16 protein-coding genes are annotated in these 19,546 nt (G+C 62.9%); 4 read left to right on the top strand and 12 right to left on the bottom strand.

The genetic code is table 11. The features are described from left to right. Nucleotides 1-175 precede the first annotated feature (175 nt). Nucleotides 176-1,354, bottom strand: coding sequence for a multidrug effflux MFS transporter (locus tag CRO06_RS19240; RefSeq protein WP_022995012.1), 1,179 nt, complete (start codon nucleotides 1,352-1,354; stop codon nucleotides 176-178). Between the two features lie 561 nt (nucleotides 1,355-1,915). Between CRO06_RS19240 and CRO06_RS19245 the strand changes: the two genes are divergently transcribed. Further along, the gene (locus CRO06_RS19245) at nucleotides 1,916-3,766 is read left to right on the top strand and encodes a cation:proton antiporter (protein ID WP_097059175.1); all 1,851 of its coding nucleotides are present in this window, start codon (nucleotides 1,916-1,918) and stop codon (nucleotides 3,764-3,766) included. 168 nt (nucleotides 3,767-3,934) lie between these two features. Here CRO06_RS19245 and CRO06_RS19250 read toward each other — a convergent pair whose 3' ends face one another. The 4 genes from CRO06_RS19250 to CRO06_RS19265 are packed head-to-tail and all read right to left on the bottom strand — an operon-like array spanning nucleotide 3,935 to nucleotide 9,109. After that, nucleotides 3,935-4,393: a MerR family DNA-binding protein gene (locus tag CRO06_RS19250; protein ID WP_097059176.1), complete on the bottom strand. Its 459-nt coding sequence runs from the start codon at nucleotides 4,391-4,393 to the stop codon at nucleotides 3,935-3,937. A 44-nt stretch (nucleotides 4,394-4,437) separates the two neighbouring features. Continuing rightward, entirely contained in the window at nucleotides 4,438-6,000 is a 1,563-nt protein-coding gene (locus tag CRO06_RS19255; RefSeq protein ID WP_097059177.1) for an FGGY-family carbohydrate kinase, read from the bottom strand. After that, nucleotides 5,997-7,508: a glycerol-3-phosphate dehydrogenase/oxidase gene (locus tag CRO06_RS19260; protein WP_026949860.1), complete on the bottom strand. Its 1,512-nt coding sequence runs from the start codon at nucleotides 7,506-7,508 to the stop codon at nucleotides 5,997-5,999. The genes CRO06_RS19255 and CRO06_RS19260 overlap by 4 nt, the downstream gene beginning before the upstream one ends. Next, nucleotides 7,505-9,109 carry an FAD-binding oxidoreductase gene (locus CRO06_RS19265; RefSeq protein WP_097059184.1) on the bottom strand — a complete coding sequence of 535 codons (1,605 nt, stop codon included), beginning with the start codon at nucleotides 9,107-9,109 and terminating at the stop codon, nucleotides 7,505-7,507. The genes CRO06_RS19260 and CRO06_RS19265 overlap by 4 nt, the downstream gene beginning before the upstream one ends. Before the next feature lie 213 nt (nucleotides 9,110-9,322). On the opposite strand from CRO06_RS19265, the gene CRO06_RS19270 reads away from it, so the two are divergent. Beyond that, nucleotides 9,323-9,988 carry a YiaD family glycine zipper/OmpA-like lipoprotein gene (locus CRO06_RS19270; protein ID WP_097059178.1) on the top strand — a complete coding sequence of 222 codons (666 nt, stop codon included), beginning with the start codon at nucleotides 9,323-9,325 and terminating at the stop codon, nucleotides 9,986-9,988. Nucleotides 9,989-10,061: 73 nt separating this feature from the next. On the opposite strand, the gene CRO06_RS19275 is transcribed toward CRO06_RS19270, so the two are convergent. The 4 genes from CRO06_RS19275 to CRO06_RS19290 all read right to left on the bottom strand — a co-directional run bounded on the left by CRO06_RS19275 (nucleotide 10,062) and on the right by CRO06_RS19290 (nucleotide 13,698). Then, nucleotides 10,062-11,324: an MFS transporter gene (locus tag CRO06_RS19275; protein ID WP_022995005.1), complete on the bottom strand. Its 1,263-nt coding sequence runs from the start codon at nucleotides 11,322-11,324 to the stop codon at nucleotides 10,062-10,064. Between the two features lie 158 nt (nucleotides 11,325-11,482). Next, nucleotides 11,483-12,595 carry a ferritin-like domain-containing protein gene (locus tag CRO06_RS19280; protein WP_014994688.1) on the bottom strand — a complete coding sequence of 371 codons (1,113 nt, stop codon included), beginning with the start codon at nucleotides 12,593-12,595 and terminating at the stop codon, nucleotides 11,483-11,485. Nucleotides 12,596-12,775: 180 nt separating this feature from the next. Beyond that, nucleotides 12,776-13,228 carry a PaaI family thioesterase gene (locus CRO06_RS19285; RefSeq protein WP_014994689.1) on the bottom strand — a complete coding sequence of 151 codons (453 nt, stop codon included), beginning with the start codon at nucleotides 13,226-13,228 and terminating at the stop codon, nucleotides 12,776-12,778. Continuing rightward, entirely contained in the window at nucleotides 13,228-13,698 is a 471-nt protein-coding gene (locus tag CRO06_RS19290) for a PaaI family thioesterase (protein WP_035451564.1), read from the bottom strand. Before CRO06_RS19290 ends, CRO06_RS19285 begins: the two co-directional genes overlap by 1 nt. A 123-nt stretch (nucleotides 13,699-13,821) precedes the next feature. On the opposite strand from CRO06_RS19290, the gene CRO06_RS19295 reads away from it, so the two are divergent. Further along, nucleotides 13,822-14,943 carry an alpha/beta fold hydrolase gene (locus CRO06_RS19295; protein WP_022995003.1) on the top strand — a complete coding sequence of 374 codons (1,122 nt, stop codon included), beginning with the start codon at nucleotides 13,822-13,824 and terminating at the stop codon, nucleotides 14,941-14,943. Nucleotides 14,944-15,114: 171 nt separating this feature from the next. Here CRO06_RS19295 and CRO06_RS19300 read toward each other — a convergent pair whose 3' ends face one another. Both CRO06_RS19300 and CRO06_RS19305 read right to left on the bottom strand, forming a co-directional pair. Next, nucleotides 15,115-15,525 (bottom strand): YkvA family protein, encoded by a 411-nt coding sequence (locus tag CRO06_RS19300; RefSeq protein WP_026949264.1) that lies wholly within the window; start codon nucleotides 15,523-15,525, stop codon nucleotides 15,115-15,117. Next, nucleotides 15,518-16,297: a ParA family protein gene (locus tag CRO06_RS19305; RefSeq protein ID WP_022995001.1), complete on the bottom strand. Its 780-nt coding sequence runs from the start codon at nucleotides 16,295-16,297 to the stop codon at nucleotides 15,518-15,520. Before CRO06_RS19305 ends, CRO06_RS19300 begins: the two co-directional genes overlap by 8 nt. Before the next feature lie 323 nt (nucleotides 16,298-16,620). Between CRO06_RS19305 and CRO06_RS19310 the strand changes: the two genes are divergently transcribed. Continuing rightward, nucleotides 16,621-17,967, top strand: a complete 1,347-nt coding sequence (locus CRO06_RS19310; protein WP_063139529.1) for a cytochrome P450 — start codon at nucleotides 16,621-16,623, stop codon at nucleotides 17,965-17,967. 133 nt (nucleotides 17,968-18,100) lie between these two features. Here CRO06_RS19310 and gorA read toward each other — a convergent pair whose 3' ends face one another. Further along, entirely contained in the window at nucleotides 18,101-19,507 is a 1,407-nt protein-coding gene (gorA, locus tag CRO06_RS19315) for a glutathione-disulfide reductase (protein WP_143247777.1), read from the bottom strand. Nucleotides 19,508-19,546 lie beyond the last annotated feature (39 nt).

A 19,546-nucleotide genomic window follows, 5' to 3' on the forward strand; every position in this document is an offset into this window, starting at 1 on the left:
GGGGTCAGAAGCTGCCTAGGTCCCGCCACCCCGACAAGTCTCTCTGCCTACTATCGACTTGCCACGCCAACATACAAGCTTGCCTGCAAGCGAATCTTTTGAGCCGCGAGCCCATTCGCTTGCAGGCAAGCTCCCACAGCGGCATTCGTAGAAAATGCTTGGCGTTCAGCGACCCTCAACTCCGCCGCGCCAGGCCCCAATAGCATCCCAATGCCGCCAGCGCCGTGGCCGCCATCAGTCCGGTCATCGGCAGCGGGGTGCCATCATGGATCATGCCCAGTCCGGTGCCGATCAGCCCCGCCAGTAAAAACTGCAGGCAGCCGTTGAGGCCGGTGGCGGCACCGGAATCGCTGTCGAAATAAGCGAGGAAACTGGCGATGGCGTTGGGGATGATCAGCGCGCCCATTCCCGCCACCATCATGATCAACGGCACCGTGTTCCACAGCGACAGGGTTCCGGTCAGCGTCAGCACCAGCAGGGCCAGCGCCGACAACGTCTGAATCACCAGCGCCACGCCGAGAATGTCGGCACCGCGATAGCGGCGCAGCAACAATACGTTGAGCCGGTTAAGGCTGAGCATGGTGAGAATGTTGCATCCGAAATAGATCGGGAAACGGGTTTCGTCGATACCGAAATAATCAATGTAGAGGAACGCCGCGTCGGTGATGAAGATGAACATGGCGGAGAAGCCCAGACTGTTGGCAAGGATGAACCCCATCGCCACCCGTTGCCGCAACACCCGGCCATAGGCCGCGAACATGCGATGGCGCAACGGCTCCGGATCCACTTTCGGCACCACCGTGGGCAGTGCGAACCGCAACACCAGCACCGCCACCACCGCATAAGCCGCCAGGAACACGAAGATGCTCTGCCAGCCCAGTTGCTTCAGCAAAGCGGCGCCGATGGCCGGCGCCAGCAACGGCGCCATCAGCATCACCAGGCCAATGGTGGTCAGCACCCTGCCGGCATCCGGGCCGGTAAAATGATCCCGCACCGAAGCAGCACAGATCACCACGGTGGCGCCGCCACCGACGGCCTGTACCACCCGCAGCAGATAGAGCATCCGCACACTCTCGGTGACGGCGATGGCGAGGCTGGCGAGGAAGAACACCAACAACCCCACATAGGCCACCGGCTTGCGCCCGAAGTGATCGGACAACGGGCCGCCCAGCCATTGCCCCAGCGCCACCCCGATCACATAGAAACTCACCGACAACTCCACCGCGTGCACCGCCACGCCGAAGTCATCGGCCATGGTCGGCAACGCCGGCAAATAGGTGTCGATGGCCAGCGGCCCGAGGGCCACCAGGCTACCCAGCATGATCGCCAGGCGCGTGGGGGAAATCACAGACATACAGGCTCCGTTTTTTGGCGAACGGCGTCCCTCACCCGCCGGGTCTCACGGGGTTCGCCAAGGGCATAAGCGGGGTGCGCGACGCCGGCCAGCGTGGCCGGGCGGTCACAAGATCAGGGCCTGTTCACGCTATTTTCATCCCGTCTGCTGGATGCCCTTTTTGCCTCCAGCTAGGCGGAGGGCGCGCGGTTTGGTCATTCCAAATGAGTAACCGACAACGACGCGGGAGGTAAAAAGGGCTCCAGCCCTTCGGGTTGCGGCTAAAACGTCACCACTCTACGTTACTCGTCGTTCATTTGGAACGACCAAACTTCTCTCCTCACGCCTGGATTGGTGACGTTTTAGCCGCAACAGGCGGGACGAAAATAGCATGAACAGGCCCTAACACCGGCGGCACCATTTCCCCAGCTTCGCGGCGGAATCCATCCGATCCGTCATGGAGGAATCGCCAACCATTGAAAAATCAGTGGTCGTGGACGGTTCCGATACGACCGGTCAGGCCCTACACTTGCGCAAATGCCCCGGGCCACCGGGCACCCCCAAGCCAGTAAAAGGATGTTCATGGAACTGACTCTTCCGATCCAGCTTGCCCTGATCGTGGTGGTGGCCTTTCTGTGCCAATGGGGCGCTTGGCGCCTCAAGCTGCCGGCGATTCTGCCGCTTCTGTTGTCCGGTCTGCTGCTGGGTGGCGGCCTCGGGCTGATTGATCCCCAAGCCATGTTCGGGGATCTGTTGCTGCCCAGCGTGTCCCTGGCGGTATCGATCATCCTGTTTGAAGGGGCGCTCACCCTCAAATTCGATGAAATACGCGGTCTGGAGCGCACCGTACGCCGACTGGTGACCTGGGGGGCCCTGGTCACCTGGGCGGTGGTCACCACCGCCACCTGGTACTTTCTCGAGCTGCCGCTGGATATGGCGCTGCTGTTCGGAGCCTTGGTGGTGGTCACCGGCCCCACCGTTATCGTTCCGCTGCTGCGCAGCGTGCGGCCGGTCAGCAGTGTGTCGCGGTTACTGCGCTGGGAGGGCATCGTCATCGACCCGCTTGGCGCCGTTCTGGTGGTATTGGCCTATGAGCTGGTGGCGGCCACCGGCCAGGGTGCCCTGCTGCACGGCCTGTGGTTGTTCGCCCAGTCCATGGTGCTGGGCGTGGTGATCGGCTCCGTGGTGGCGTTCATGCTGGCCTTCCTGCTCAAGCGTCACTTGGTGCCGGAATACCTGCGCAGCTTCCTGGTGCTGTCCGTGGTGGTGGGCGAGTTCGTGCTGGCCAACTGGCTTGGCGAGGAATCCGGGCTGGTGGCGGTCACCGCCACCGGTATCGTGCTGGCCAACCTCAAGGGCGTGCGTACCGACGATATCCTCCACTTCAAGGAGAATCTGTCGGTGATGCTGATTTCGGTGCTGTTCATCGTCCTTGCCGCCCGCCTGGACATGGCCCAGTTGGCGCAACTGGGCGGCGCCACCCTGGTGGTGTTGCTGGTGGTGCAGCTGGTGGCCCGGCCGTTGTCGGTCTGGGTGTCCACTCTCGGCAGCAAACTCAACTGGCGGGAGAAAGCGCTGCTCGCCTGGATCGCGCCGCGTGGCATTGTCGCCGCGGCGGTTTCCGCGCTGTTCGCGGAGCGGTTGGAAAGTAACGGCGTGGAAGGCGCCGAGTTGCTGGTGCCGCTGACGTTCTCGGTAATCATTGGCACCGTGGCGCTGCAGAGTCTGACCGCGCGGCCGCTGGCGCGCCTGCTGAAAGTGGCGGAACCGGCCCCGCGCGGCTTCCTCATCATCGGTGCCAACCCGGTGGCGCGAGCCATCGGCAAGGCGCTCAATCAGAATGGCTTTCCGGCCATGGTCACCGATTCCAGTTGGGAGAACATCCGCGCGGCGCGGATGGCCGGCCTGGCCACTTACTACGGTAACGCGGTTTCCAGCCACGCCGACCAGTACCTGGATCTGGTGGGCTACGGCAAGTTGCTGGCGATGAGCCCGCGGCGGGAAATGAACGCGGTGGCGACCATGCGCTATCGATTGGAATTCGGCGAGCGCAACGTCTACAGCCTGCCCTGGTCCGGCGATAAGGAAGAAAAGCACGAGATTGCCTCCCAACATCGCGGCGGCACTTTATTCGACGAGGATCTCACCTACGCCCGGCTCGCCAGCCTGATCAGTCAGGGTGCCGAAGTGCGCAAAACGCGGCTCACCGACGAATTCGATTACGCCGCCTACCTGCAGGTGGAAGATCGCCAGGTATGGCCGCTGTTCGCGGTGGATACCCGTGATCGCATCCATGTTTTCAGCGCCAACAGCCGCCCTGAACCGAAATCCGGCTGGTCGCTGTTTGGTCTGATCCGCGAGGACGACGCCAAGGAAGCGGCGAAGGAAAAAAACAACGGTGACAACGGCAATGGCTCCGCCCTGCCGGGGTAAGGGCGGTTGACAGTTGATAGTGGACAGTTGACAGCGGAAAAAGAAAAACAGGTGATCTTTAGCCGCTGTGGGAAGCTTGCTTGCAAGCGAATGGGATTCTCTCAAGCGCTTGGCAATATTCGCTTGCAAGCAAGCTTCCCATAGGGGCGGAATACCGGGCACCAGGCATCAGGACGCCATATTCCCGGCGTGATCATAGGCGGCGGGCACCGCCTGATCCTCGATCCGCTCAAAGGAATCAATCAGCCCGCATACCCGGCCGTCGGCTAAATGGCGATCCGGCGTGTTTTCCCAGGCCGCCATTGCCTGGCGCATACGCTGACTCAGCGCCTGCAATTCCTGGATGCGCTCTTCCACCTCACCGAGCCGGGTTTCGATCAAATCACGGACCCGCGGGCAAGGCGTCTGCCCGGCGCCGCTGGCGGACATCAACTCCGATACATCACTGAGCGTAAAGCCGAGACTGCGGGCCTTGAGGGCAAAGCGCAGCCGGCGCAAATCCTCGGCGCCGTACTCCCGGTAGCCATTGTGCGAATTACGGCGCGGCGCCAGTAATCCCAGATCAGTGTAGTGACGCACGGTTTCCGTGGTGGTGTCCGCACGGCGTGCCAGATCCGTCACGCGCATAGTGTTCTCCCTTGGTGGATCAACGGTTAACGGCCTCGGACCGCTCACAGGTCCGCCGGATAGCCGGTGATGGCCCGGATCTCCCGGTACAACCCCGACAGGCGGGGATAAATACGCCGATAGACCCGATGATACAGCTGCTGATAGGTGTCACGATGGCCGGCGCGGGGCTCGAAGCGCGGTCCCGGGTGGGTCATCGCCGCCACCGCCCGCTCGTGATCCGGGTACAGTCCGGTCCCCACGGCGGCATTGATGGCCGCGCCGAGCCCGGAAGTCTCAAAGGTATGGGGGCGCACCACCGGTAAATCAAAGATGTCGGCGGTGATCTGCAAAATGCGGTCACTTTGCGAGCCGCCGCCGGAAACACGCAGCTCGCGCACCGGGCTTCGATTGCGTTTTTGCAGCCGCTCCTGGCCATCCTTGAGCGCGTAGGCGATCCCTTCGACGATGGCCCGGTACAGGTGGGTTCGGTCATGGGCGTCACCGAACCCGAGGATAGCACCCTTGGCCTCCGGCCCCGGGAAACGCACACCGGGATTCCAGAACGGCTGCAGCATCAGCCCCAGCGCCCCCGGCGGTGACTGGTCCAGCAATTCGTCAAACAACGCCTCCGCCGCCACACCCTGGCGCTCGGCACGCTGCACTTCTTCCGCCGCGAACTCGCGCTTGAACCATTCCACCAGCCAGTACCCGCGCTGCACGATGATTTCCGAAGTGTAGTAATCCGGTGCCGCGGCGCCGTAGGCGGGAACGAACGGGTACGGTTCCACGTAACGGCGATTGCTGGTGTTGAAAGTAGCCGTGGTGCCGTAGCTGACATGGCCGATATCCGGGCTGAGCGCTCCGGAGCCGAGCACTTCGCAGGCTTTGTCGGCACCACAGGCAATCAGCGGCAGACCGGCGGGGATGCCCGTGTGGGCTTCGGCCTCGGCGCTGATCCGGCCCAGTGGTTGCCCCGGCGGCACCAATTCCGGCAATTGCTCACGCCGTACCCGCAGAGCCTGCCATTTGAGGTCGCCGGGCCGGGCCCATTGCCGGCGCCGGTAATCGAATGGCAGGTAGCCGACCTGGCTGGCGGTACAGTCCTTCAACACCCCGCACAGCTTCCAGGTCAGAAACCCCGACAGCAACACGAAATGTTCTGTGCGCCGCCACAGCTCCGGCTCGCGTTCGGCCAGCCAGTTACACTCCGCCTTGCCACGAAACTGGCGCAAGGTGCCGCCCTGCCCCAACAAAGCGACGCCCCAGCGCCAGTACCAGGGCAATTCCGGATAATCGGCGGCACGGCGCCGGTCCAGCCAGATTATCGCTGGCCGTAACGGCCGATACTCCCGATCCAGGCATACCACAGAGGCCCGTTGCGTGGTCAGCGCCACCGCCTGCACCCGTTCTTTCAGTTGCGGGTGGGCACGCCACAGCGCCTGGCAGGCTTCGCCAAGGCCCCACCAGAAATGCTCCGCATCCTGTTCCGCCTCGCCGGGCGGCCCGGACCAATAGGGCTCCACCGGCTGCCGCGCCCTCGCCACCAGCTGACCACGGGCATCGAACAGCAGCGCCCGGGCGCTCTGCGTGCCCTGGTCGAGAGCCAGCAGCAGTGGCGCGCTCACGACGCCTCCGCCAACCTGCCCGGGACGCCGTAATACTCATCGCGCAGACGCCGGTAACGTTGCCACTCCTGTTGCCAGCGCACCGCGTCCCAGCCCAGCTTGTCGGCGGCCAGCCCCTGCAGGCGGTCATGCAGCGACAAACCACCATCGCGCCGCAGCAACCCCAGGCGGGTACGGCGTAGCAGCAGATCATCCAGATGCACCACGGCTTCGTGTTCCAGGCACCAGGACAGCAAGGCGTCGTCGTCCTGATCGCCGTGCAGGAACTCATCCACCTGAACCGGTGCCTCCGGAATCGGTGCATACAACGGGACATTACTGTGCCGGGCGCGGCGCCAGCCGGTACGGTCCAGCAAGCCGGCCGCCAGCAGCGCGTCCAGGGCAATCAACCGGAATGTGGTGAGCTTGCCGCCGCTCACCGAGATCACGCCGTCGTGCTCCCACACCGCGTGGTCCCGTTTTTCGCTGGAGGGCTTGCCGGCGCGGCTGGAGCGGATCACCGGGCGTACTCCGGCCATGGACGACAGTACGTCCCCGGCGCCGAGGCCGGCGCGCGGAAACTGCTGGTTGAGCAGTTCCAGCAGATAATCCATTTCCTGCTCCGAGGCACGCGGTTCCCGGTTCAGATCTTCCGGATGGTCCAGATCGGTGGTGCCGACACACACCACCCCTTCCCAGGGAAAAATGAACACCGGGCGCTGATCACGTGGATGCAGCACGGTGAGGCAGTCCCGTACCGGCAGCCGCTCGGCGGAAAAGAACAAATGGCTGCCCCGCAGCGGCCGGATCCGCTCCGCGTCGCCACCAAGCTGTCCGGCCCAGGCGCCGGTGGCATTGATAACGGCGTGGGCGGTGAGTGTCGCCGTGGTGTCATCGGTCAGATCCCGCACCGCCACCCGCAACGGTGCCGTGGCAGCGTCACCGTCGCCACGGGAGATACCGGTGACGCGCGCGTAATTCATCGCCCGCCCCTGATAGCGGGCGGCTTCCAGCAAGGTTCGCAATACCAGACGGCAATCGTCGGTGAGCGCGTCGGTGTAGCTGAGCGCGCCACCGAGTCCCTGGTCATCCAGCCCCGGCACTCGCTTCAACAGTTCCTCGTTGCTCAGAAAGGCGCGGTCACGGATGCCGGCCAGGAAGTCGTAGACGCCAAGCAACGCGGTCATCGGCCAGCGCCCGGGGAAACGCCCCTTGCGCAGCGGGAACAGGTAGGTGGCCCTTTCCACCAGCCCCGGCAGTTCACGCAGCAAACGCTCCCGCTCGCGCAACGCATCACGGGTCAACCGCACCTGCCCCTGGGCAATGTAACGCAATCCACCATGGACCATTTTCGAGGATCGGCTCGAGGTGCCCCAGGCGAAATCGGCCTGCTCCAGCAGCAGGGCCCGGTAGCCCAGGCGCGCGGCTTCCAGCAGGACGCCGGCGCCGGTGATGCCGCCGCCGATAACAATCAGATCCCAGTTGTGCTCGCTCAGGGACGTTAGCGTCGGTCGTGGTCCCAGTGTCATGGCCGGTCTTCCTCCGCCACCAGACAGCCGGGATTGAGCTGTCCGGAGGGATCGAAATGAGCGGCCAGCGCGCGCAATGCCGCCAGCCCTTGGGTGCCTTTTTCCTCGCTCAACCAGCCACGGTGATCACGCCCCACCCCGTGCTGATGGCTGATGGTGCCCCCGCGAGCCACCAGCGCGTCGCTGGCCGCCTCCTTCATCGCCCACCAGCGTCGCCGGGTTTGCTCGTAGTCCGGCGAGCAGCGGAACACATAAGTGGTGTAAATACTGGAGCCCTGCGGATAGAGATGGGACAGATGGGTGAACACCAGAGCCTTCTCCCCTTCTCCAGCATGGGCGTGAATGGCGTTTTCCATGGCGCTCACGGTGTCGTCGACCTTGGACCATTCCACGCAGGTTTCCAACGTGTCCACCGCGTAACCATGCTCCCACAGACCGTGGCGCAAATACGGGGAGCGGAAGCGGGCGTGTTCCCATTTTTTGCCCAGACTCTTGCCAACCATCACGCCGCCGTGTGCCCGCACCAGAGCCGAAGCGCGTTTCACCGCGGCGCGGCAGAACGCGGTATCACCGCTGGCGCCGAAGGTCACCATGCAGCGTCCGTTGCCGCAGCCGCGCAATGACAAATAGCGGTTGAGTACGGAGAGTGCCAGCGGCGATGCCGCCAGGCGCAGTTGGGTGCGGGTCTCCTCGGCGTTGGAGAAACGCGCCATGGACAGCGATGGCCGGTCCTGGGCAAGGCGGCGCGCCAACTCCCGGGCCTGCTCCCAGTCCGGCACGAAGCCCACGTAAAACTGTTCGAATTCCGGCAGCGGGCTGATACGCACATCCACCTCGGTGATGACACCCAGCCGCCCTTCGCTGCCCAGCAGCCATTCGCGGGCATCCGGACCGGCGGAAGACGCCGGGATAGTCGGCAAACGCCAGCTGCCGGAAGGCGTTTCGACACGGGCGCCGGCGAACAACTGTTCAATGCGGCCATACAACAGGGACTGCTGGCCACTGGAACGGCTCGCGACCCAGCCGCCCACCGTGGACAGCTCCCAGGACTGGGGATAATGGCCGAGGCGGAATCCATGCTCACGTAATTGCGCTTCCAGTGCCGGGCCCGGGGTGCCGGCACCAAAACGCGCCAGGCGGTTCTCCGGGTCCAGCCGTAACAACCGGTCCATGGCAGCCAGGCTCAGGGTCAACACCGGCCGGTCGTCCACCGGCGGATTGATATGGCCGGCCACCGAGGTACCACCACCATAGGGAATCACCACCGCGCCCCGCGCCAGCGCCCAGTCCAGTAGTTGCCGCACCTGGTCACTGTCGGTCGGCCGGGCCACCCCGTCCGGAAAGACTCCGAATTGTCCCGAACGCATCGCCAGCCAGTCCCCCAGGCTCTGTCCCCGGGCATGGCGGACACGGGCCTCCGGGGAACGGTCCACCAACGGGTGTTCCGGCAGGCGACTCTCCGGTACCGACGCGATCACCTGGTCCAGATCGGCGTCGACCAATGGCCGCCCGTTGCCGATGCGATGACGCAAAAAACGCACGGCGGAAGGCCGCAACGGAAACTCCGTGGCTTCGTCCCCCCACCCATTCCAACGACGCATAGTGAATTCCCTGTTCTGATTCGTTTCCGATGGTAATCGGTCCCTGTCACCGTTGCATTGGCCGGCCATGCCAAAACCCGCCACCGCCGGTTCCATTCCTCATTCCGGAACCGCTAGGCTTTACCGCTTTTTACCGGAACACTATGGTACAGTCCCACGATTACAGTACCTTGGATCAGGCTGATCCAGATTTCGAGATAACAAGGAGACACAATGAAACGCATCCTCGGTTGTTCCATGCTTGCCGCCGCGATCACTCTGGTCGGGTGTAGCACCGTGAACCCCTACACCGGCGAAAAACAAACCAGCAAGGCGGCCACGGGTGGCGCCATCGGCGCGGTAGCCGGGGCTTTGATCGGTATCGCCACGTCGGACAATGCCAAGGAACGCAAGGAACGGGCGCTGGCCGGCGCGGGCATCGGCGCCGTGGCCGGTGGCGGCGTGGGCTATTACATGGACGTTCAGGAGAAGAAGCTGCGGGACAAACTGCAGGCCACCGGCGTATCGGTGACCCGTAGCGGTGACAACATCATCCTGAACATGCCGGGCAACGTAACCTTCGACACCGACCAGTCCGATGTGAAGAGCAACTTCCGTCCGGTGCTGGAATCCGTCAGTGAAGTGCTCAAGGAGTACAAGTCCACCATGATCCAGGTGGCCGGTCACACCGACAGCACTGGCGGCGAACGCTACAATCTGCTGCTGTCCCAGCAACGTGCCCAATCCGTGGCCAATGTGTTGAGCAGTTACGGCGTTGAGACCGTGCGCCTGGACGTGGTGGGCTTCGGCGAGACCCAACCTATCGCCAATAACGGCACCGCCCAGGGACGTGAACAGAACCGCCGGGTTGAACTGACTCTGCTGCCGTACACTAAGTAAGCAGTAAGCCCGTCCCCTGCTCCGGTTGCGCCATCGCGCAGCCGGAGTTCCCGTCGCGCCCCATCGCTACGATTCAGTCTTCGCCGGACACGTCCGTCTTCGGCGAGATTTCCGTCCGCCGCCGCAACCGCCACACCAATACCGCCAGCGGCACCATCAATACCGCCACCATGATGTACGGGAAACGGTGATCGATGCTGTACAGCGCGGTACCGGTCAAGGGGCCGATGATGAATCCGAGAGAAGGACAGGCACTGGCGAGCCCCGCCACCCGGCCCTGCTCGGAACTGTCCACGCGCAGGCTGGCCAGCGCCATGATCGCCGGCATGCCGAAACCGATCCCCAGCCCCACCAGCATCACCGCCACGGTCAACGCCAGACGCTGGTCGAAAAGCCATAACAGCAGGGCACCGGCACCGATCAACGGTACCGCCATACCCAGCAGGACCAGCGCTGGCGCGCGCAACCACTGCACCACCAGAATTTGCCCGGTGAGCGAGGTCACCGCCGCCGCCATCATCGCCGTGCCCAAGGCCCCGGCGGCGGCGGATGGCGACATGTGCAGCGCGTCCTGAAACAGAAACCCCAGGGTTTGCTGCACCAGTGCAAAGCTCATGAACAGGACCACACCGGTGATCAGCAGATCACGAAAACGGGGGTCGGTGTAAGCCCGCAGCCCCGTGGCCATGACACTGCGCACGCGCGTGTCCGGCGCCTGGGTGCGATAAGGGGATGGCGGCAGCAACAGAAAAATCAGCAGAGCCATGCAGGCCACCACGCCGGCGACCAGGTAGAGAGGCAGAATCAGCGTCAGCGCGGCCAGCAGGCCGCCAATACCCGGTCCCAGCACCGTGCCCAGATTGTTGGCCGCGCCGATTCGACCCATGCCGCGGGTACGCGCTTCCGGGGCGGTGATATCCGCGGTGTAAGCCGCCGCCGAGGGCGGCGTGGCGGCCATGATCACCGCCTGGCTCATCCGCGCCACCACCAGACAAGCCACCAGGGCACCGCCAGTGAGCCAGCCCTTCAGACCGAGATGGAACACCACGGCGAAAAACACGGTGCCAACCGCATAGCCGGTCAGCCCTATGATCAATACCGGCCGACGCCCGTACAGCTCGCTTAGGTACCCCCAGATCGGACTGGCCAAAGCAAAAGCCAGGGAGGAACAACTGATGATCAGCCCCACCTGGATCTCCGCCAGCCCGGTGGAACGGCCCAGTGACGGCAGCAAGGTAAATACCAGGGTCTGGCCTAACGCGGTGACACCGACGGCGGCGAGCAGCAGGGTTTGCACGAATGCCGGGGAACGGGCGGCAGGCGACGCGGCGGGCATGGGGTCCTCCGAAAAACGGCTATGTTAGCACCCTTTGCGTCAGCCGAATTGCTCCTTTGGTAACCGGGGGTGACGAATGAGGTGGCGATTCGCTGGTAAGTCAGCTTTCCGTGGCCTCTTCCACGGGAAGCCGAGCCGCCAGCGAATCGGCGCCGATCTCAGGAAACCTCGTCGTAAAGCGGCCGGGACAGCTCCGCCCAGTCCACTTCACCGTCGTCCACCAGATTCTCGAACTGAAGAATACCCAGAGCCTCGAATTTGGGCCTTACCGACTCGGTCAGCAGGCCAATACGCTTGAGGTTGGGGATGATGCGGGTAAACAGCAGATTGCGGAACTGCGCCATCAACGCCGATGCCAGCGCCTTCTCCCGTGCCTGCTCCACATCCCAGCCGAACTCCTCGAACACCTCCACCGCGATCAGCCGCTCGCGCATCACCACGCAGGCTTCGTAGGCGAACTGGGCCCGTTCTTCCTTCTCCTGCTCGGTGAGGGTCTGCACGAAGTCTTCCAGGTAGTTGACGCCAAAGGTGACGTGGCGGGCCTCGTCGCGCACCACCAGTTGAATGATCTGCCTCAGCAGCGGGTCCTGGGCGGTAAGTTTGAGGGTGTTGAAGGCGGCCAGGGCGAGCCCCTCGATGATGATCTGCATGCCGATGAATTTCAGATCCCAGCGCGGGTCGGACAAAATCTTGTCGAGCAGGGATTTCAGGTGCTTGTTGACCGGGTAGAAAATACCGATCTTTTCCTGCAGATAGCGGGTGAACACCTCCACATGCCGGGCTTCATCAAAGGTCTGGCTGGCGGCGTAGAGCTTGGCGTCATAGGTCGGCGCGCAGCTGGCCAGTTGCGAGGCCACCAGCAAGGCACCCTGCTCTCCGTGCACGAACTGAGCCAGCATCCAGGCCAGGTTGTGCCAGCCAAAGCGCAGTTTTTCCTCGTCCGGCAGCGTGGCGAACGGTTCCCAGTCGTAGAACGGGTTCAGCTTCTGATCCAGCGGTACTTCCGATTTCGGGAAGTTCCGTGACCAGTCCACATCCATGTCCGCGTTCCAGTTGAGCTCCTTACCGAGCCGGTAGAGCTTGCGGATACGACCATCGGCACTGCTGTAGTCCCAGTTGTAGTGGCCGGTGAGCGGGGTCTGGAAGATTTCCACCACATCCTGGACGTGGGCGGGCGTGAGCCGCTCCTCCAGATCGTCACTGCCGGGACCATCCCAGCTTTCGTAGTAAGTGATGTCCGACGGCGGGGATGCCATTTCCTTGATGCGCATGATGAGGCTCCTTGTGGCTTTACTCAGCTGGGACGCTCTCACCAAGCTAGTCGGGCCGGACACCGGCGGCAATGTCAGGCAATGACAATCTGCCGCCGGAAATGTCGCCAAATCACAACTAGAAATGACTTTAACTTATTGCCTTTTACCCTTTCCTATCAAAGAGATAGGGAAGAATCCTCAAGCATTTTCATCGGAAAGAAGAAAGTGGGCCCGAGCAATGGTAATCGGCTCTTCCCGGTTCTTTTGCCAGGCACTGATGTGCACATTGGCGATGCGCCGGCCGAGACGGGTGACCCGGCATTCGGCGAAGGTGTCCTGATAAAGCCCCGCCCGCAGATAGTCGATGGTGAAGTCGATGGTCTTCGGCACCCGCGGCTCGCCCATCTGCAGCAAGATGAAGATGATCGCCGCCTGTTCCATGAACCCGGCCACGGCACCGCCGTGCAATGCCGGCAGGGTCGGGTTGCCCAGGTTGTTTTCGTTACGGGGCAGAATGAACGTCAGTTCCTCGCCCTGGGCCAGGACCTGGATGCCGAGGAAACGGGCGTAAGGCACCCGATCGATCAGATCCTGGTAATCCGCTTCACCGGCCCGGCAGGCCTGAACCAATGCTTTCAATGTGTCGCTCATCAGGATGCCACCCGCCCGCTTCTGTCCAGTTTCATACGTGTGTAGGTGGCCTGACCGGTGGCCACCGGTTCGCCCTGCTCGTCGCCTTCCTCCCAGGCGGTCATGCGCACGAAAGTGACATGGGCACTGAGGCGATAGCAGGTGGCGTCGCAGATCACCGCCTTACCCGGCGTTGGCGCGTGCAGGTGATCAATACGCAAATCGATGGTCGGGGTGATTTCCACCGCCGGGTACAGACGGCAGCTGTTGGCCATGCCGCCGGCATGGTCCATCAGGGCAAAAACAGCGCCGCCGTGCAGCACGCCGGTGTCCGGATTGCCCACCAGATCCTCGCGCCAGGGCAGGCGCAGTCGCACGCCCTCCTCTTCCGCGCTGAGCACTTCCAGGCCCAGCATGCGCGAGTGGCGCACGGTTTCCAGGGAACGTTTGCAAACGTCCATTCGGGTGTAAGGTACGGCTGAATCTGTCACGGCGGCCAATGCTCCCATGGTCAAGGCGCGGCAAGCTTAGCGCCTTGTTTTAGCGCTGAAAAGCGCCAATGGCAAATGCCGGTGGCGACCTTCACCACTGGATCCGGCAGTCTGGAGCCCTGCATGTCACCTCGTTTCTCCCTGAAGAACGGCGCCCGCGCCCTGGGCCTGGCGATGGAACGCCGGCGTCACCCGCGCCGTTTCATCCAAACCGATAAAACGCCCTGGGATCGCATTTACCAGGACGGCATCATGTCGGTTCGTCACTACAGCCTGCCGCCGATGGCGCGCATTCCGGCCGGCGACGAGATGATTCCAGTGGAGCGGCACAAGCACCGCCGGCCGCTGCTGCTGGTTCCGGCACTGGGGATCCACTGCTGGACCTTCGATCTGATGCCGAACCGCTCCATGGTCCGTTACCTGATGGCGCGCGGCCACGACGTCTATCTGATCGACTGGGGCCAACCCTCCAAGGCGGACCGCGAGCTGGACCTGAACACCTACGTTAATCACTGGCTGCCGGCGGCGGTGGAAGCGGTGCGCGACCATACCGGCGCCGGGGAAATCAATCTGCTCGGTTACTGCATGGGCGGCCTGCTCAGTCTGATGTACCTGGGCGGTCACCCAGGCGCGCCGGTGCACAGCCTGGCCACCATAGCCAGCCCGGTGAACTTCCACAAAAGCGGTCCGTTCGGCGCCGTCTTCAGCCTCGCGGCGATCCCCGCCATGCAGGTGCATGACTGGTTCCAGGTGCGCCTGGAGCCGCTGGACAGCAAGCTGTTCCACATTCCCGCCAACCTGCTGTCCTGGGGGTTCAAGCTCACCAATCCGCCGGGGCTGGTGCAGTCCTACGTGGATTTATGGCGCAACTCCGCCGACCGCGACTACCTCACCGAATACATGACCATGGGGCAGTGGTTCAACGACATGGTGGATTACCCTGGCGCGGTGGTCAGAGAGGTCATCGAGAAACTGATTCTGGCCAACAGTCTGGCCGACGGTCGTATCAAACTGGCCGACCATGAGGTGGACTTCGCCAATGTCACTCAGGATCTGCTGGCCATCGGCGGCACCAGTGATCGTATCGTCACCCTGCGCGCGGCACGGGACATTCTCAAGGTCGTGGGCAGTAGCGAAAAGCGCTTTGAGGAAGCGCCGGGCGGTCATGCCGGCGTCTTTGCCGGCAGCAAGGCCCCGGCCCATACCTGGCGCATCATCGCCGACTGGCTGGCCGCGCGGGGGTGAAAAGCGCTGGAATCACCGCTCGCTTCGAATCCCCCCGGCCACGAAGCCGCTGTGGGAGCTTGCCTGCAAGCGAATCCAGGAGCCCCGGGAACCCATTCGCTTGCAGGCAAGCTCCCACAGCGGCTTCGTAGACCTCTCTGAATTCATGTTCCCAGCACCGGCCGTAGTGGCTCACGAGCTGCGATTGGCTGACCTACCTTCCGGGTCCTGACCGTCCCGCCACAGCCGGTACTTCTCCAGGTCCGAGCCGATCCAGCGCCAGGCGCGATTGAGCACCACCAGATCATCCAGCAACCCGACACCGAGAATCATGTCCGGCACCGCGTCCAGCGGCATCAGGAAATAGATCAATACCGCCGCCACCGTGATCAGCGTGGCCCAGGGCGCCTCGGGATAACGTCGCAGGGACCAGTCCCGCAGCATGCCTCCAGCCAGTTGCAGCTTGTCCCAGGCCTCGCCCAAACGGTCACGGTTGGCCCAGGCCTTGGCGGCACTGGCGGCGGCCAGACGCTGGCTGGCCAGCGGGGACTTGAGTACACGGCCGGCCCGTTGCCGGGCGCGGCGCCAGGTGGATTCAGCCATAGAGCTCCCGGTACAGCGCCCGATATTCATCGGTGAGTTTATGACGCGGATTCCAGTGCACCAGCGGCAACGCCTTGTCGTGAGATTCCCGCATGGCGACACTGGCGGACAGTCGGCTGTTGAGAATCGGCAGCCCTTCCTCCTGCAGCTGCGCCACCAGTTCCTGTGGCAGGCGGGCACGGGGCTGATACTGATTAACCACGATGCCGTCCACGGAAAGGTCCTCGTTATGGTCCTCCCGGGTTTCCTGGATGTTTTCCAGCAACGAGTACAGCGCCTTTCTTGAGAAGGCATCACAGTCGAACGGAATCAATACCCGGTCGCAGGCGATCAGCGCCGAAAGCGTATAAAAATTGAACGCCGGCGGAGTATCCACGTAGATGGCATCGAACTCCCGCGCCAGGGTCTTTAACAAACCGCGCAGTTTGTAGATCTTGTGCTTGGATTCCAGCAGGTGTTCCACTTCGCCCAGTTCACCGTTGGCGGGCAGCACATACAGATTCTCGAAACGGGTGGTGTGCACATATTCCCGCGGCGCTTTTTCCTTGAGCTTGAACGACAGTGTCTGGGCAAAGAACGAGCCGATGTTGGGGGCCGGCCCGTCTTCGCCCCGATAGGCCTCCATGCCAAGCAGATACTGGCTGGCATTACATTGCGGATCGAGATCCACCACCAGAGTCTTGCGGCCTTCGCTGGCGGCAATGGCGGCCAGGTTGACGGTGATACTGGATTTACCGACACCGCCTTTGCGGTTGAACACCACTGTTCGCATCAATATACCTCCATAACCCAAGCCCACATGGTACACAGCCGGCCAGCGCGGAGCAGCGGCCGTGGAGACCTGCCCCACAGGCGTGCGGGATGTCCACAGTTTCTGTGGATAACCGCGTGCATAAGCCGTTAATGGTATGCCGTGGCCGGGAGAATACGGGACCTGCCCGCCACATGATCGTTCTTTGCCCACCACCGGGTAAATATCCGGCAGAAAGACATATACCTGCTATTGCCTTCCGTTCGAAGCCTGCTCAGCATGAAGGTAAACACCATATATACAGGTATCGCAACGACAACGGCTTAACCACAACGGAGAGTTCCATGGCCACCATCACCCCGCTGGCGCCGGTTCCCGCCGGCAGCGCACTGAAGCCGGTCCCCGGCGATACCGGCTTGCCGCTGATCGGCAATACCCTGCCGATGATGCGCGACCCTGTCACCACGTTACGGCAGCGTTATGACCGTTTCGGACCGGTGTCCTGGACTCACTTGTTCGGTTTGAAGATGGTGCAGATGCTCGGCCCCGACGCCAATCAGTTCGTGTTGATGAACCGTGGCGATCTGTTTTCCAACCATCAGGGCTGGTCTTACTTCATTGGCCCGTTCTTCCATCGCGGCATCATGCTGCTGGATTTCGAGGAGCACCGTTGGCATCGCCGTATCATGCAACAGGCATTCCAGCGCGAGGCGCTGCGTGGTTACCTTCTGCGGATGGCGCCGCGCACCGAGGAGGGGCTGCGGCATTGGTCGGAGGGCTCCGTCAAGCTGCTGCCGGCCCTCAAACAACTAACCCTGGACCTGGCCACCGACGTGTTCATGGGCCGGGAACTGGGCGATCAGACGGACCGGATCAACCGCGCCTTTATCGACACCGTACGCGCCGGGACGTCCCTGATTCGTTTCCCGGTCCCGGGGCTCGGCTGGTCAAAAGGGCTGCGGGGGAGGCGGGTTCTGGAGCGGCTGTTCATGGACGATATCGGTGCCAAGCGCGCCGCTCCGGATAGCGACCTGTTCAGCATGCTGTGCCAGGCTCGCACCGAGGATGGCCATGAATTCAGCGACGAAGACGTGGTCAGCCATATGATCTTTCTGATGATGGCGGCCCACGACACCACCACCATCACCTTGTGTACCCTGCTCTATCATCTGGCCCGGGAGCCGCAATGGCAGGAACGGCTAAGGGAGGAATCCCTGGCTCTGGGCAAGCCCTGGTTGGAACACGAGGATCTGGACAAACTCCCCGGTATCGGCATGGCCATGAAGGAGGCGCTGCGGCTGTGCGCGCCGGTACCCAGCATGCCCCGGCGCACGGTCAAGGACGTGGAGTACGACGGCTTCTATATACCTGCCGGCACCTTCATCAACATCGCACCGTTTTTCACCCATTCCATGGAGGAGTACTGGCCGGATCCGGAACGGTTCGACCCGGAGCGCTTCAGCGATGCCCGGCGCGAAGACCGGATACACCCCTATGCCTGGGTACCTTTCGGAGGCGGCGCGCACAAGTGCATCGGCCTGCATTTCGCCGAGATGCAGGTTAAATCCGTACTGCATCAGATGCTGCTGCGCTTCCGCTGGCGGGTGCCGGAGGGCTACGAAATGCCACTCGACACCCGCAGCCTGCCGGTGCCCGCCGACGGCTTGCCGGTAACGCTGGAGCGGGTTTAAGCGGTCGCCCGCATCGAAACACCGATGCACGGCATTCGCTGGCATGCCAGCTTCTCACAAAGGGACCGACGAAGTCGCTGTGGGAAGCGGCCTTGGCCGCGAATGCGTTGGTTCGGGTTCACCACAACGCGGGTCAACCCCGCGGCGCGGCGGTCACCGTCTCGCCCTGGCGTAACGTGACAAACTCCTCGGCGGAACTGGGGTGGATGCCAACGGTGGCGTCGAAGTCCGCCTTGGTGGCCCCCATTCGAATGGCGACGGCGAAGCCCTGGGTGATTTCCGCCGCCTCCTCGCCGGCCATGTGCAGACCCACCACCTTATCGCTGCTGTCATCGACGATCAGTTTCATCAGCGTGCGTTCCTGGATATCGCTGAGGGTGTACCGCAGCGGCCGGAACTGGCTGCGGTACACCCGCACGGTGCCATAACGGGCCAGAGCCTGCTCCTCGGTCAGCCCCACCGTACCGATATTGGGATGACAGAACACCGCCGTGGGCACATCGCTATAGACCACCGGTCCTTCCGGCTTTTGTTCGCCGAACAAAAAAGCCGCCAACCACATTCCTTCGGCCAGGGCCACCGGCGTCAACTGCAGCCGGTCGATCACATCGCCCAGGGCGTATACATTGGCGACGCTGGTCTCGAAGCGGTCATTCACCTCGATAGCGCCGCGCTCGTTGGTTTGCACCGCCACCCCGTCGGCGAACAGCCCATCCAGCCTGGGCACCCGGCCGGTGGCGTAAAACACTTCGTCCACGCGCAGTTCGGAGCCATCAGTGAGACGAACCACCTTCTCTGCGCCCTGCTCCTCAATGGCGGTCACGTCGGTGTTGAAGCGCAAGTTCACGCCGGCGTGGCGCATGCCTTCGGCGACGAACTCCCGCACATCCTTGTCGAAGCCGCGCAGGAACAGATCACGGCGATACAGTTGCGTCACCGCCACGCCCAGACCGTTAAGAATCGAAGCGAACTCGCTGGCGATGTAACCACCGCCCACCACCGCCACCCGTTTCGGCAACTGCTCCAGGTAAAACAGATCGTCGGAGATACGCACATGGTCACGGCCAGGAAAGTCCGGCACGAACGGCTTGCCGCCGGTGGCGATGAGAATATGGCGGGCCTGCAACAAGGTCTCGCCATCCACGCTGACCGTGCCGCTGCTCTCGACCCGGCCATGGCCTTCGAATATTTGCACGCCGGCGCCGTCCAGAAGCTTGCGATAAATGCCGTTCAAGCGCTCGATTTCGTGGGTTTTGTTGTCCCGCAGGGTGGCCCAGTCGAAGGACCAATCAGCCACGCGGTAGCCATAACTGGCGGCCAACTCGAATTCACCAGGGAACCCGGCGCCATAAGCAAACAGCTTCTTCGGCACACAGCCCACATTGACGCAGGTGCCGCCGAAAAAACGCTCCTCGATGATCGCTACTTTGGCGCCATGGCTGGCGGCCATGCGAGCGGCACGCACACCGCCGGATCCCGCGCCGATCACTACCAAGTCAAATTCAGCGGACACAAGCTGCTCCTTAAATTCGTGTTGGATCAGGGCGCCGGCTTCGGCCCCCGAGGGATGCCGTTATTC

This window comes from Alloalcanivorax xenomutans, assembly GCF_900217905.1.
Classification (GTDB): domain Bacteria; phylum Pseudomonadota; class Gammaproteobacteria; order Pseudomonadales; family Alcanivoracaceae; genus Alloalcanivorax; species Alloalcanivorax xenomutans.